Source organism: Streptomyces sp. WI03-4A, assembly GCF_033792105.1.
Lineage (GTDB): Bacteria > Actinomycetota > Actinomycetes > Streptomycetales > Streptomycetaceae > Streptomyces > Streptomyces collinus_A.
Map to the genome: position 1 here is coordinate 54547 of NZ_JARAUO010000049.1, position 14335 is coordinate 68881.

12 protein-coding genes are annotated in these 14335 nt (G+C 71.7%); 6 read left to right on the plus strand and 6 right to left on the minus strand.

Going from position 1 to position 14335, the window contains the following annotated elements; all coding sequences use genetic code 11:
* Positions 1-19: 19 nt before the first annotated feature.
* Complete coding sequence (locus PV343_RS34865) at positions 20-1024, minus strand: carbohydrate ABC transporter permease (RefSeq protein ID WP_319151037.1); 1005 nt, start codon at positions 1022-1024, stop codon at positions 20-22.
* Between the two features lie 98 nt (positions 1025-1122).
* A complete protein-coding gene (locus PV343_RS34870) occupies positions 1123-2394 on the minus strand; it encodes an extracellular solute-binding protein (RefSeq protein ID WP_319151038.1) in 1272 nt (423 codons plus the stop codon).
* A 485-nt stretch (positions 2395-2879) separates the two neighbouring features.
* On the opposite strand from PV343_RS34870, the gene PV343_RS34875 reads away from it, so the two are divergent.
* Positions 2880-3908 carry a LacI family DNA-binding transcriptional regulator gene (locus PV343_RS34875; RefSeq protein ID WP_319151039.1) on the plus strand — a complete coding sequence of 343 codons (1029 nt, stop codon included), beginning with the start codon at positions 2880-2882 and terminating at the stop codon, positions 3906-3908.
* A 160-nt stretch (positions 3909-4068) separates the two neighbouring features.
* Positions 4069-4941 carry a phosphatase PAP2 family protein gene (locus PV343_RS34880; protein WP_319151040.1) on the plus strand — a complete coding sequence of 291 codons (873 nt, stop codon included), beginning with the start codon at positions 4069-4071 and terminating at the stop codon, positions 4939-4941.
* Here PV343_RS34880 and PV343_RS34885 read toward each other — a convergent pair.
* Positions 4923-7976 carry a bifunctional [glutamine synthetase] adenylyltransferase/[glutamine synthetase]-adenylyl-L-tyrosine phosphorylase gene (locus tag PV343_RS34885; RefSeq protein ID WP_319151041.1) on the minus strand — a complete coding sequence of 1018 codons (3054 nt, stop codon included), beginning with the start codon at positions 7974-7976 and terminating at the stop codon, positions 4923-4925. The genes PV343_RS34880 and PV343_RS34885 overlap by 19 nt on opposite strands.
* 180 nt (positions 7977-8156) lie before the next feature.
* A complete protein-coding gene (locus tag PV343_RS34890; protein WP_319151051.1) occupies positions 8157-9041 on the minus strand; it encodes a DUF72 domain-containing protein in 885 nt (294 codons plus the stop codon).
* A 128-nt stretch (positions 9042-9169) separates the two neighbouring features.
* Between PV343_RS34890 and PV343_RS34895 the strand changes: the two genes are divergently transcribed.
* The 4 genes from PV343_RS34895 to PV343_RS34910 are packed head-to-tail and all read left to right on the plus strand — an operon-like array spanning position 9170 to position 12838.
* Complete coding sequence (locus tag PV343_RS34895) at positions 9170-10057, plus strand: alkaline phosphatase family protein (protein ID WP_319151042.1); 888 nt, start codon at positions 9170-9172, stop codon at positions 10055-10057.
* 1 nt (position 10058) lies between these two features.
* Entirely contained in the window at positions 10059-11345 is a 1287-nt protein-coding gene (locus PV343_RS34900; RefSeq protein ID WP_319151043.1) for an MFS transporter, read from the plus strand.
* Positions 11342-12361 (plus strand): TolB-like translocation protein, encoded by a 1020-nt coding sequence (locus PV343_RS34905; RefSeq protein ID WP_319151044.1) that lies wholly within the window; start codon positions 11342-11344, stop codon positions 12359-12361. Before PV343_RS34900 ends, PV343_RS34905 begins: the two co-directional genes overlap by 4 nt.
* Positions 12362-12391: 30 nt before the next feature.
* A complete protein-coding gene (locus PV343_RS34910) occupies positions 12392-12838 on the plus strand; it encodes a VOC family protein (RefSeq protein WP_319151045.1) in 447 nt (148 codons plus the stop codon).
* Between the two features lie 25 nt (positions 12839-12863).
* Here the strand turns inward: PV343_RS34910 and PV343_RS34915 are convergent, their stop codons facing one another.
* Both PV343_RS34915 and PV343_RS34920 read right to left on the minus strand, forming a co-directional pair.
* Positions 12864-13589 carry a hypothetical protein gene (locus tag PV343_RS34915; RefSeq protein ID WP_319151046.1) on the minus strand — a complete coding sequence of 242 codons (726 nt, stop codon included), beginning with the start codon at positions 13587-13589 and terminating at the stop codon, positions 12864-12866.
* 55 nt (positions 13590-13644) lie between these two features.
* Positions 13645-14256: a peptidoglycan-binding protein gene (locus PV343_RS34920; RefSeq protein WP_319151047.1), complete on the minus strand. Its 612-nt coding sequence runs from the start codon at positions 14254-14256 to the stop codon at positions 13645-13647.
* Positions 14257-14335 lie beyond the last annotated feature (79 nt).

The window sequence follows — 14335 nt, forward strand, 5'->3', positions numbered from 1 at the left end:
GGCGGCGGCTCCTGCGGCGTCAGACGGCGAGCTGGTCATTGCGCTTCAGCCAGCGGAAGTAGAAGGAGGTGAAGACGGCCAGGATCGACAGCAGCAGCACGCCGTAGGCGGCGGACTGGGCGAAGTCCCGGGGCTGCTGGCCGAAGCCGAGGAAGTAGGCCCAGGTCACGAGGATCTGTGCGTCGGGCGCGCCGGTCGGCCCGAAGAGCAGGAAGATGATCGCGAACTGGTTGAACGTCCAGATGATGCCGAGCAGCACCACGGTGGAGCTGACCGAGCGCAGGCCCGGCAGCGTGACGTGCCGGAACTGCTGCCAGGCGCTGGCGCCGTCCATCTCCGCGGCCTCGTAGAGCGAGGAGTCGATCGACTGCAGGCCGCCGAGCAGCGAGAGCATCATGAACGGCACACCGCACCAGGTGTTCACCATGATCGCGGCGAACCGCTGCCAGAAGGTGTCCTCCAGCCACTGCGGCTGGGGCAGGTGGAGCGAGCCCAGGATCTGGTTGAGCACGCCGGAGTCGGCGAGCATGATCCGCCAGGAGAAGACGGTGACGAAGGTCGGCACGGCCCAGGGCAGGACCAGCAGCAGCCGGTAGAAGGTACGGCCGCGCAGCTTCTGGTTCAGCATGAGCGCGAGGCCCAGGCCGATGGAGTAGTGCAGGGCCACACAGGCGGCGGTCCAGAAGACCGTCCACAGGAAGTGCGACCAGAACCGGTCGTACGACGTCGGGCCGAACAGGATGTCCTTGTAGTTGTCGAACCCGATGAACTTGTACGTGGCGGCGATGTGGTTGACGCCGATGGTGCGCGCCGAGTTGAGGCTGTTGGCGTCGGTGAGCGTCAGGTAGAGGCCCCGCAGCAGCGGGTAGCCCACGATGACACCGAGCACGACGACCACCGGGGCGATCATCGCGTAGGCGTACCAGTGTTTCTGGTAGCCGTTCTTGATGCGCTGCCCCAGCCCGGGCCGAGGCGCGCGGTCACCGCGGCGCTTGCCGGTCGCGCGGTCGATGGCGACTGTCATGGTTCGACACCTTTTGATCGATCAGGGAGCGGGCTGGGTACAGGGCGGTGGCCGCCGGGTCCCTCCCCCCTCGGGAGGGACCCGGCGGCCACACGGGCTCACTTGCTGAAGTCGGGCACCAGCTTGGCGATGGCCAGCTCGGCGTTGCTCAGACCCTTGTCCAGCGACTCCTTGCCGCCGGCGATCTTCGGCAGCTCGGTGTCCAGCGGACCCCACAGGGAGCTGTACTCGGGCAGCGCCGGGCGGGGCTGGGCGGCGGCGAGGACGCCCTGGTAGCCGGCGATGCCGGGGTCGGCCTTGACCTGGGCGGTGTAGGCGTCGCCACGGGTGGGCAGGGTGGAGTTCTTCAGGGCGATGGTCTCCTGCGACTTCGCCGAGGTCATGAAGTTGACGAACTTCAGCGCGGCGGCCTGGTGGGCCTTGTCGGAGCCGGCGTAGACCGAGAGGTTGTGGCCGCCGGTCGGGGCGCCCGCCTTGCCGGCCGAGCCGGCCGGGACGGTGGCGATGCCGAGGTTGGACTTGTCGCTGAAGGCCGAACCCTTGTAGAAGTTCGTGATCTCCCAGGGGCCCTGGATGATCGCGGCGACCTTGCCGTTGACGAACGCGTCCTGGATGTGGGCGTAGGCGTCGGCGGTGGTGTCGGCCTTGTGCAGGCCCTTGCCGGAGAAGGTGCTCAGCCAGGTGCCGTAGGCCTTCTTGGCGGCGGCCGAGTCCACGGTGATCTTCTTGCCGGCGGCGTCGACGGTGTCGGTGCCCTCGCCGTAGAGGAAGGACTGGGCGTAGTAGGCCTGGGTGGAACCCCAGTAGCCGTCGACCTTGGTCTTGGCCTTGACCTTGGCGGCGTCGGACTTCAGCTCGTCCCAGGTCTTGGGAGCCTCGGTGATGCCGGCCTTCTTGAACAGGGCCTTGTTGTAGACCAGGGCGAGGGTGTCGGTGACCAGCGGCACGCCGTAGGTCTTGCCCTCGTACTGGGCCTGCTTGATCAGGTTCGGCTGGAACTTGCTCTGGTCCGCCAGGGCCTCCGTGCCGTCCAGCGGAAGGAAGTAGCCCTTCTTGGCGAAGGCGGGGGTCCAGCCCACCTCGGAGCGCAGGATGTCCGGGGCGCCCTTGGAGCCGGCGGCGGTGTCGAACTTGTTCTGCGCCTGGTCGAAGGGGACGTCGACGTACTTGACCTTGATCTTCGGATTGGCCTTCTCGAAGTCCGCGACCAGCGCCTTGTACGTCGGTGCCTCATTCGTGGCGTTGGAGGTGTCCCACCAGGTGATGGTCACCGGGCCGTCCGACTTGCTGTCGCTGTCGCTCCCGCCGCACGCCGTCGCCGCCAGGGCGAAGGACGCCACCAGCGCGGAGGCCGCTATGCCACGCCGCATGAGTTCTCCTTGAGGGTTTCAAGCCCGAGTGGTGCAGAAGGCGGTCCCGTCTGACGCCTCTGCGACTTGCCGACTGCGCCATTGCGGCGGCCGGGCGACTGGGAACGTAACAGCGTTGTAAGCGCTGCGAAAGACCTTGCAGCAAAAAAGTGCAAGAGAACACGGCGGTTACCTCGCCGTGACCTGCGGCTGACCCCACTGAAACCTTGATCCGCCGCCGGTCGGCGGGTTGACGGACACTTGTGCAAGACTCTGCAAGGCCTTGCCATCCGTTTCCGCTGCCGGAATCATCCCCTTGCGGAGCGCACGCCGGCTCCGTGACAAACCGGGCAACACCACCCCCCACGAGGTCGGCCACCGCCGACCGGACACCGAGAAGGACGAGGATCGCGATGACGCAGCAGTCCACGGCGGGACGTTCGGCCGCCCGCGCACGGCGTCCCGTCGGTGTGCAAGGCGCATCGCGGCCGGTACAGTCCAGTGCCGTGACCACACGGCTTGCTGACATCGCTGCGCAGGCGGGGGTGAGCGAAGCGACCGTCAGCCGCGTCCTCAACGGGAAGCCGGGCGTCGCCGCCACCACCCGCCAGTCCGTGCTCGCCGCCCTGGACGTCCTCGGCTACGAGCGTCCGGTCCGGCTGCGCCAGCGCAGCGAGGGCCTGGTGGGACTGATCACCCCGGAGCTGGAGAACCCGATATTCCCGGCCCTCGCCCAGGTCATCGGCCAGGCGCTGACCCGGCAGGGCTACACCCCGGTGCTCGCCACCCAGACCCCGGGCGGGTCCACGGAGGACGAGTTGACCGAGATGCTGGTGGACCGCGGGGTGGCGGGCATCATCTACGTCTCCGGACTGCACGCGGACACCACCGCCGACATGCAGCGCTACGAGCGGCTGCGGGCGCAGGGCGTGCCGTTCGTGCTGGTGGACGGATTCTCGCCGCAGGTGCAGGCCCCCTTCATCTCCCCGGACGACCGGGCGGCCACCTCACTCGCGGTGACCCACCTGGCGTCGCTGGGCCACACCCGGATCGGGCTCGCGCTCGGCCCGAAGCGGTTCGTGCCCGTGCAGCGCAAGATCGAGGGCTTCGTCCGCGCCATGCAGGACCAGCTGGGGCTGGACCCGCAGACCGTCGAGACCGAACTGGTCCAGCACTCGCTGTACACCCTGGAGGGCGGCCAGGCGGCCGCGACCGCGCTGATCGAGCGCAAGTGCACGGCCGTGGTCTGCGCGAGCGACATGATGGCGCTCGGCGCCATACGGGCGGCCCGCCAGCTCGGCCTGGAGGTGCCCACGGACGTCTCCGTGGTGGGCTTCGACGACTCCCCGCTGATCGCGTTCACCGACCCCCCGCTGACCACGGTCCGCAAGCCGGTCCCGGCGATGGGGCAGGCGGCGGTGCGCACGCTGCTGGAGGAGATCGGCGGGACGCCCGCGCCGCACAGCGAGTTCGTGTTCATGCCGGAGCTGGTGGTGCGCGGTTCCACCGCATCGGCGCCGGGCGACCGCAAGTGAGTCCACGGGTGCAGTGAGTCCACGGGTGCCGTGAAACCTGCGCGGTGTCGTAGGACCTGCACGGTGTCGTGGGACGTGCGCGGGTGTCGTTGGACGTGCGCGGGGGACCCGGCCTTGCGATGATCTGGCGGGGAACCCTTTTCTGGCAGACTCTGTTGCTATGAGTGACTCGGCCGTGACAGATCCGGAAGGTCGCGAGGAGCTGACCGTTCCGCGGCCCGTCACGGGCAGGGGCGGGAAGCGCCTTCTGCACCGGATGCGCCGGATCCGGCGGCCGCACCGGCCCCGGCTGTGGTTCGAGATCCTGCTGATCGCGGTGAGTTACTGGACCTACTCGCTGATCCGCAACGCGGTCCCGGAACAGCGGGCGGAGGCGCTGCGCAACGCCGACTGGGTCTGGAGCGTGGAGCACCGGCTGGGCGTCGCCGTCGAGCAGTCCGTCAACCACACCGTGAACGCGGTGAACTGGCTGATCATCGGCATGAACTACTACTACGCCACCCTGCACTTCGTGGTCACGCTGGGTGTTCTGGTGTGGCTCTACCGATGGCATCCCGGCCGGTACGCGGCGGCCCGGCTGGTGCTGTTCGCGACCACGGGCGTGGCCCTGGTCGGTTACTACCTCTTCCCGCTGGCCCCGCCCCGGCTGATGAACGGCGGGCGCTTCGTGGACACGGTCATGGTCCACCACACCTGGGGCTCGATGGCCTCCGGCGACCTCAAGCACATGTCGAACCAGTACGCGGCCATGCCGTCCATGCACATCGGCTGGTCGCTGTGGTGCGGGCTGACCGTCTGCGCGCTGGCGTCCGTGCCCTGGGCACGGCTGCTGGGGCTCCTCTACCCGGTGACGACCCTCGTCGTCATCGTCGCCACCGCCAACCACTTCTGGCTGGACGCGGTGGGCGGCGGCCTCTGCCTGGCCTTCGGTTTCACGGTGGCCCGCCTCTGGTACGGCGGCCTGCCGCACTCCCTGCCCCGGGTGGTGCCGGCCCCGGCGGGGGGCGGCGCCGGTCAGTTCCCGTCCGCGTAGAACAGCTCGTCGACCACGCCGCGGGCCCGCCGGGCGGTCCTGCGGTAGGCGTCCAGCATGTCCCCGGCGTGCCCGGCGCCGTAGCCCAGGTAGCGGCCGACCGCCGCCAGCTCGCGCGGCTCGGTGGGGAAGGTGTCCCCGGCCCGGCCGCGGACCAGCATGACCGCGTTGCGCACCCGGGTGGCCAGCACCCACGCCTCGTCCAGGATCTCCGTCTCCTCGGGGGACAGCAGCCCGGCGGCACGGATCGCGGACAGCGCCTCGCGGGTACGGGTGGTGCGCAGTCCGGGCACCCGGTGGCCGTGCCGGAGCTGGAACAGCTGCACGGTCCACTCGACGTCGGACAGGCCGCCCGGGCCGAGCTTGGTGTGCAGCTTGGGGTCGGCGCCGCGCGGCAGCCGCTCGGACTCCATGCGGGCCTTCAGCCGGCGGATCTCCCGCACGGCGTCGTCGGGCAGCCCCTGCGGCGGGTAGCGCAGCGGGTCGATCAGCTCGACGAAGCGGCCGGCCAGGTCCTCGTCGCCGGCGACCGGTTCGGCCCGCAGCAGCGCCTGCGACTCCCACACCAGGGACCAGCGGCGGTAGTACGCCTCGTACGACTTCAGGGTGCGCACCAGCGGGCCCGACTTGCCCTCCGGGCGCAGGTCGGCGTCGATGAGCAGCGGCGGGTCGGCGCTCGGAAGCTGGAGCAGGCGGCGCATCTCGGCGACCACCTTGTTCGCCGCGGCGGCGGCCTCGTGCTCCGCCACGCCCTCCCGCGGCTCGTGCACGAACAGCACGTCGGCGTCGGAGCCGTAGCCCAGCTCGTGGCCGCCGAAGCGGCCCATCCCGATGATCGCGAACCGGGTGGGCAGGGTGTCGCCCCAGCCGGCCCGGACGACCGCCCGCAGGGTGCCGGCCAGGGTGGCGGCGGTCAGGTCGGACACCGCGGCGCCGACCCGGTCCACCAGGGCACCCTGGTCGGCCTCGACGGGGCTGGTCTCGGTTCCGTAGGAGCCGATGATGTCGGCGGCCGCCGTGCGGAACAGCTCCCGGCGGCGCACTCCGCGGGCCGCGGTGACGCCCTGCTCGGCGTTCTCCGCGCGTCCCGCCGCGGCCAGGATCTCCTGCTCCAGCGGTCCCCGCCCGCGCGGCGCCAGACCGCCGCCGTCACCGTCGCCCAGCAGCGCCACCGCCTCGGGGGCGCGCATGAGGAGGTCGGGGGCGAGGCGGCCCGCCGACAGCACCCGGGCCAGGTTCTCGGCGGCCGCGCCCTCGTCCCTGAGCAGCCTCAGGTACCACGGCGTCTTGCCGAGCGCGTCGGAGACCTTGCGGAAGTTCAGCAGGCCCGCGTCCGGGTCGGCCGAGTCGGCGAACCAGCCCAGCAACACGGGCAGCAGGGTGCGCTGGATGGCCGCCTTGCGGGTGACGCCCGAGGCGAGCGCCTCCAGGTGGCGCAGGGCCGCCGCCGGGTCGGCGTACCCGAGGGCCACCATGCGCTCGCGGGCCGCCACCGGGCTCAGCCGGGCCTCCCCCGGGGCGAGCTGGGCGACCGCGTCGAGCAGCGGGCGGTAGAACAGCTTCTCGTGCAGCCGCCGCACCACGCCGGTGTGCCGCTTCCACTCGCGGTGCAGTTCGGCCGCCGGGTCCGTGCGCAGGCCCAGCGAGCGGCCGAGGCGCCGGCGGTCGGGCTCGGCCTCCGGGACCAGGTGGGTGCGGCGCAGCCGGTAGAGCTGGATGCGGTGCTCCATGGACCGCAGGAAGCGGTACGCCTCGTCCAGGCGGGCGCCGTCCTCGCGGCCCACGTAGCCGCCGGCGGCGAGCGCCTGGAGGGCTTCGAGCGTGCTGCCGCTGCGCAGCGACGGGTCGGTGCGGCCGTGCACGAGCTGGAGCAGCTGCACGGCGAACTCGACGTCGCGCAGGCCGCCGGGGCCGAGCTTCAGCTCGCGCTCCACCTCGGCCGCGGGGATGTTCTCGACCACGCGGCGGCGCATCTTCTGCACGTCCGTCACGAAGTTCTCGCGTTCGGCGGCCTGCCACACGAGCGGGGCGAGCGCGTCGACGTACGCCTGGCCGAGGGCGGCGTCGCCCGCCACCGGGCGGGCCTTGAGCAGGGCCTGGAACTCCCAGGTCTTCGCCCAGCGCTGGTAGTAGGCGAGGTGGCTGCTCAGCGTGCGGACCAGGGGGCCGTTGCGGCCCTCGGGGCGGAGGTTGGCGTCCACCGGCCAGATCGAGCCCTCGACCGTGGTCTCTGAGCAGATCCGCATCATGTGCGAGGCCAGGGCGGTGGCGGAGCGGAGCGCCTTGGTCTCGTCGGTGCCTCCTGCCGTCCCGGCCGTCCCCGCCGTCCCTGTCGCCCCGGTCGCCCCGGTCGTCTCGGCCGCCTCGGCCACGAAGATCACGTCCACGTCGGAGACGTAGTTCAGCTCGTGGCCGCCGCACTTGCCCATCGCGATCACCGCGAGGCGGCAGGCCGCGGCGTCGTCCGGGGCGGCGGCCGCGGCCAGCGCCAGGGCGGCGCGGAGCGTGGCGGTGGCGAGGTCGGCCAGCTCGGCGGCGGTCTCGGCCACGTCGATGGTGCCGCAGACGTCACGGGCGGCGATGGACAGCAGGCAGCGGCGGTAGGCGACGCGCAGGGACACGGGGTCGGTGGCCTCGGCCAGGCCCCGCTCGAACTCCGCCACCCCGCGGTGCAGGTCGCGCGGCTCGTAGGTGACCAGGGCCTGCCAGTCGCTCGGGTGGCGGGCGAGGTGGTCCGCCAGGGCGGCGGAGGCGCCGAGGACGCCGAGCAGGCGGTCGCGCAGCGGCTTGGCCGCTATCAGGGTGTCGAGCAGTTCGCGGTGGGCGGTGGGGTCCGGCTGGGCCTCCAGCAGCCGTACCAGGCCGTCCAGGGCGAGGTCCGGGTCCGCGGTGGCGCCCAGGGCCTCCAGGAGGACCGGGTCGTCGCGTACGGCGGACAGCTCGGCGCTGTCGAGGAGGCGCTCGGCGGCCGAGGGGTCGGTGAAGCCGTGCCGCAGCAGTCGCGTGAAGGTGCTGCTCCTGCGCCCCGGCGTCATCCGCGGTCTCCCTGGATCTAGGTCGTCCTGGGCTGAGCCTAGCTGGGTGCGGGCGGGTGTGCCGGGGGTGGGGCTCGCCCGCGACGGGCTGTGGGGTCCTGGTGGGCGGGGTTGCTGCCGGCCGCTGCGGGCGGAACCCACCCGACGCGTCCCCTGGCCGCCGTACGCGGCTTCCGCGGATCAGCGAGGTGCCGGGTCCGCGGCTTGGGTGGTCCGCTGCCGTGGGAACCAGGGGGTCAGCAGTTCCCGCATTGCCTGGGCCGCTTGGGCCGCCGCGTCGGCGCAGCAGTTGTTGAAGAGGAGGTGGACCTCCTCTGTGTGGGCGGCCAGGGTCTGGACTCGGGGGAGCCATTCGGCCAGCTCTGTGGGGCTGTAGGTGTGGCGGAAGCGGTCCTCCTTGCTGCCTGTTCCCCAGTGGGGGCTGCGGCCGTGGAAGCGGACCACGGCCAGGCGGGGGGTGGTTACGGGGGTGTCCGGGGGGAGGGAGGTGGGGAGGTCCTGGCGGGTGTCCACGCCTACGGCGGTGGCGTCCAGGTCCTTGAGGAAGGCGGTCGTACGAGGTGAGTGCCACCAGGCGCGGTGGCGGAACTCGACGGCGAACGGCCAGTCGCGGGCGCGTTCGCGGGCGGCCCGCACGAAGGACTCGGCGTCGGGGCCGGGGGCCAGGGACGGGGGGAACTGGAAGAGGAGGGTGCCCAGGCGGCCGGCGCCGCGGAGGGGGGCCACGGCCTCGGCGTAGCGTGCCCAGGTCTCCGTCAGCAGGCCCTCGTCGCGCGGGTGTCCGCGCAGGTCGGCGGGGAGGGCGGCCGGGCGGGTGGGGTGGCCGGTGAGGAGGGAGAACGCCTTGACGTCGAAGCGGAAGCCGTCGGGGGTGCGCTCCGCCCACGACCGGGTCGTACGGGCGCTCGGCAGCGCGTAGTAGGGGGAGTCCGCCTCGACCACGGGGAAGTGGTCCGCGTAGTGCCGCAGGCGTCCCTCCGCGTCGCGGCGGCCGCGCGGGTACCAGCCGCTGCTCACCAGCGCCGGGTCGGTCCAGCCACAAGTCCCCACCAGGATCCGGGTCATGACGGCGCGAGTACCACCGTTCATCCGCTCTTCACCCGTGAGGTTGGCTTCCGTGGGCCACGGGAATGTTGGCGTGTGCATGCTCTGTCCGCACCGCCAGCCCCGTCCTTTCCCCTCCGGAGGTTGATGTGTCCGGCAGTTCCGTGTTCCGCCGTGCCCGCACGGTCGTGGCGTCGACAGCGGCCTTCGCCGCGGCCGCGTTCGGTGTGTGGACCGGCCTCGGCAGTGGGTCGGCCCACGCCGCCGGTGCCGTGCCCAGCCCGGACCACGTCGTCGTCGTGGTCTTCGAGAACCACGCCTACAGCCAGGTCATCGGCTCCTCCAGCGCCCCGTACATCAACTCGCTCAAGTCCGGCGGCGCCAACCTCACCCAGTCCTACGCCATCACCCACCCCAGCCAGCCGAACTACTTCGCCCTGTTCTCCGGTTCGACGCAGGGCATCACCGACGACAGCTGTTACACCCCGGGCTTCTCCTCGGCGCCGAACCTCGCCTCCGAGCAGATCGCCGCGGGCCGCAGCTGGGCCAGCTACAACGAGACGCTGCCGAGCCAGGGCTCCACCACCTGCAGCAGCGGCAACTACGCCCGCAAGCACAACCCCTGGTTCGGCTTCAGCAACGTGCCGACGTCGAGCGCCAAGACCTTCGCCCAGTTCCCGACGGACTACTCGACGCTGCCCCAGATGTCGTTCGTGGTCCCCAACCTGTGCAGCGACATGCACGACTGCTCGGTGTCGACCGGTGACACCTGGCTGAAGAACAACCTGGGTGCCTACGCCACGTGGGCCAAGACCCACAACAGCCTGCTCGTCGTCACCTTCGACGAGGACAACCGGCTCAGCGGCAACCGCATCCCGACCGTCCTCTACGGCCAGCCGGTGACCGCCGGCTCGTCGTCGGCCACCACCTACAACCACTACGACCTGCTGCGCACCCTGGAGGACACCCAGGGCCTGACCGCGCACGCGGGCAACGCGGCCTCCGCCAAGGACATCACCGGCGTCTGGGCGTCCTGAGGTGTACGTAGCGGACAGCCGCGCGAGCACACCCGGCGCGCGGGCGTCCGCGGACGGCGCCGTCCGGCCCGAGGCCGGGCGGCGCCGTGCCGCGATCGCCCCCACCGTGCTCGCCCTCGGAACGGTCAGCCTGGTCACCGACGTGTCCTCCGAGATGGTGACGGCGGTACTGCCGCTGTACCTGGTGACGGGCCTCGGCCTGTCACCGCTCGGCTTCGGGCTGCTCGACGGCGTCTACAACGGCTTCTCCGCGCTGGTCCGGCTGGCCGGCGGGCATCTCGCGGACCGGGGCGGCGGGCGGCACAAGTGGGTGGCCGGGCTCGGCTACGGCGTCTCGGCGCTGTGCAAGCCGCTGCTGCTGGTGGCGCACTCGCTCACGCCCATCGGACTGGTCCTGGCCGCCGACCGCACCGGCAAGGGGCTGCGCACCGCACCACGGGACGCGCTGATCTCCCTCTCCAGCACCCCGGAGAGCCGGGGCCGCGCCTTCGGCGTGCACCGGGCCATGGACACCGCGGGCGCCCTGTTCGGACCGCTGGTCGCGTTCCTGATCCTGCGCGCCACCGTGGACGGCTACGACGCGGTGTTCACGGTCAGCTTCTGCGTGGCCGTGTTCGGGGTGCTGGTCCTGGTGCTGTTCGTGCCGGGCGGGCGGCGGCAGGGGCCGGACGGTGGGGGTGGCGGGGGCGGCGAACGGCCCACCCTGCGGGCCGCGGTGGGCCTGCTCCGCCGCCGCGACCTGCGCCGGATCACCGTCTGCGCGCTGCTGCTCGGCCTGGCCACCGTCAGCGACTCCTTCGTCTACCTGCTGCTGCAGCGCCGACTCGGGGTCCCCGACCGCTGGTTCGCGCTGCTGCCGCTCGGCACGGCGGCCGCCTTCCTGCTGCTGGCGGTGCCGCTCGGCCGGCTCGCCGACCGGGTGGGCCGCTGGGCGGTCTTCCTGGGCGGCCACGCGGCCCTGCTCCTCGCCTACGCGCTCCTGCTCACCTCCTGGCACGGCACGCCCCTGCCGTACGTCGTCCTGGCCCTGCACGGCGGCTTCTACGCGGCCACCGACGGCGTGCTGATGGCGGCGGCCTCCGAGGGCGTCCCGGCGGCGCTGCGCTCCTCCGGCCTCGCCGTCGTGCAGACCGGGCAGGCGCTGGCCCGGTTCGCCTGCTCGCTGCTGTTCGGCGCGGCCTGGACGGTGTGGGGCGACCGCGCGGCGCTGGCGGGGGCGGTGGTGGCCCTCGCGGCCTGTGCCGCGTTCTCCCTGACCCTGCGCCCGAAAGGCACCGTGCCCGCATGACCGTACGCACCCGGATCCTGATCCTGCTGTCGGCCGTCGCCGCCCTAGCGGCGGTCGGGCTGGCGGCCGTCCTGCACGCCTCGGCGCGCGCGGACCGCCGCGACCGGCCGCAGGCGGGCGGCCCCCAGGTCACGTCCGGCACGGTGTCCCTGACCGGGCACGGCCGCATGGTCTTCCGCAACATGGCGTGGGGCCCGCACCGCGACGAGCTGACCTCGGTCCCGGCGGCCGACCCGGCGGGGCCCCGGACCGCCTCCGGCGTCAAGTGCCTTCGGTTCTACGCCGCTTCGGGCACCGGCGTGTGCCTCCAGGCGGTGCACGGCCCGGTCTCCGACACCTACCGGGCGTTGCTCCTCGACGCCCGTCTGCGCACGCTCCACCACTACGACGTCCCCGGCATCCCGTCGCGCGCACGGGTCTCCCCCACCGGCCACTTCGCCGCCTGGACCGCGTTCGTCGGCGGTGACTCGTACGCCGGGACGAACTTCTCCACCCGCACGGCGATCGTGGACACCCGCACCGGAGCGCTGATCCCGACCCTGGAGGCCTTCCGGATCGTCCGGGACGGCCGGCCGTACCACGCGGCGGACGCCAACTTCTGGGGCGTGACGTTCGCCGGCGACGACCGCACGTTCTACGCCACGCTGGCCACCGGCGGGCACACCTACCTGGTCCGCGGCGACCTGCGCGCCCGCACCGTCACGACCCTGCACGCGAACGTGGAGTGCCCGTCCCTCTCCCCCGACGGCACCCGCGTCGCCTACAAGAAACGCGTCGAGGGCCTGTCCAAGGACGCCCCCTGGCGCCTGTACGTCCTCGACCTGCGCACGATGCACGAGACCCCGCTCGCGGAACCGCGCAGCGTCGACGACCAGGCGGTCTGGAAGAACCCGCACACGATCGTCTACGCCCTCCCCGGCGACTACGGCGCCGACCTCTACGAGGTCCCGGCGAACGGCTCGGGCCACCCGCATCGCATCTCACCGGCGGCGGTGTCACCGGCGTACCTGCCGTGAGCGGGGCGCCCGACGGGTCACAGTGGTGCCATGAACGAGAAGAACGAGGAAACCGGAGAAGAGGCCACGACCCCGCTGGCGCGGGGCCGGGTGGCGACCAGGCTTCCCGCCCAGGACCTCGACCGGGCGCGCCGCTTCTACGCCGAGCGGCTCGGCCTCACGCCGGTCGACGAACGCCCGGGCGGGCTGCTGTACCGGTGCGGGGGCGTGGACTTCGTCCTGTTCCGCTCGACGGGTGCCTCCCCCGGCACCTTCACCCAGATGGCCTGGGAGGTCGAGGACATCGAGGCGACCGTGGCTGAGCTGAGGCGCCGTGGGGTGACCTTCGAGGAGGTCGACGTCCCCGGTCTGCGCACCCGTGACGCGATCGCCGAGGTCGAGGGCAACTACCCGAGCAAGGGCGCCCGGGGCGAACGCGGCGCCTGGTTCCGCGACAGCGAGGGCAACCTCCTGGCCATCGGCCAGCCGGTCCGGTGACCGGTGTCCGGCTGATCCCGTGGGGTCAGGTGCCGGTCACTCGGGCCGAGCGGAGTTGGGTGCGCAGGGCGGGCAATCGGCCGTAGTCCTCGGACTCGGCCAGGCCCTCCGCCAGGGCCAGGAGTGAGAGGAGCCGCACCGGGTGGCCGGCTGTGGCGGCTGCCTCCAGCTTGTGATGGCCGTCGAGGAGGAAGTGCGTAAGGCCCCAGTGCCGGTAGTGGTCCGCCGGTTGGCCGACAGCGGGTTCGCACACGTCCAGCGTGGACACCGCCACAGCCGTCGGGACGGTCCCGCCGCCCATGAGTTCGACGTACTCCTCGACGCGGTCACGCGTGTTCCAGGTCGGGGGAACCATGGGTACGACGAACTCGTAGAGGTGAGCGGTCGCGTCGACCGCGGTCTCGAACGTCCGGTAGTACGGCGTGTGCGGGTACTCCGGGAGGCCCCAGAACTGGTCGAGTCCCCAGGTGGCCACCTGCTCGTCACGGAAGTAGTCGCCGTCCTGGCCGGGCACGACCAGACGGGGCTCCACCTGCAGCAGCACCGGAAGGTACTCGCCCTCCGGCAGCAGCGCGCCGAACGCGCCGATGACGCCGCCCTCGTCCGGATCGGCCGGCGCCCCGGTGAGCCGCTCCCGCACGCCCTCCAGTGACAACGTCTGCCGGCCGGTCTCCAGCCGGCGGAAGAGGAACGGACACGTCCCGCACCAGAAGCTGAGCTCGAAGGCGGGTTCCCCGTCAACCGTGAGCAACCTGCGCTCGCGTCGCCGCTTCTCCCCCGCTTCTGCGACGCCATGGCCTCGACCCCTAGACGTTGGGGACCTGCAGCTTGTCCCAGCTGGTCTTGCCGGGGATGCCGTTGGCATCGTCACCTGCGAGGCCGAGCTTTCGCTGAAAGGCGGCGTAGGACTTCACATCGCCCGGGCCCCAGACGTCGGTGTTGGCGCTCGACTGGTACCGGTTGCAGCCTTCGGCGACGAGCCGACGGTGCAATGCGGCGATGATCGGCGATTTCCGACCGGTGTGGAAGAACGACGCCCCAGGGAACGGTTCGAAGTCGGTGGGGCCGGCGGGCCCGCCAGCCATGTACTTCTTGTAGGCCCCGCTCACGAACGTGGACCATTGGTTCCAGTTGTGTGCTTCCTTGATGGCCTTCGCCGTCCTGGCGTTGTAGAGCGGGTCCTTGAGCTTTCCCTCAATCCTGAGCATGTCCGGTGGGGGGAACTGCCCTGGATGCTTGAGGGAGCGTATCTGGAAGAGACCGATGGACGGCCCCCACTTGTGGTTGACCAGACCCTGGTCTCCGATGACGCCTGGGTCTCCTTTGGACTCTGCCATGGCGACGGCCGCCGCGATTTTGATGTCATCGCCGGTGAACCCGGCCTGTTTGGCGAGGGCACGCAGCGCAGTCAGGCTCATTGTCATTTTTCGACGCCCCTCTTGATCGAGAAGGCCTTACTGCCGACATGAGGGAAGCCGCGCTGAACGTGCCCCTGGG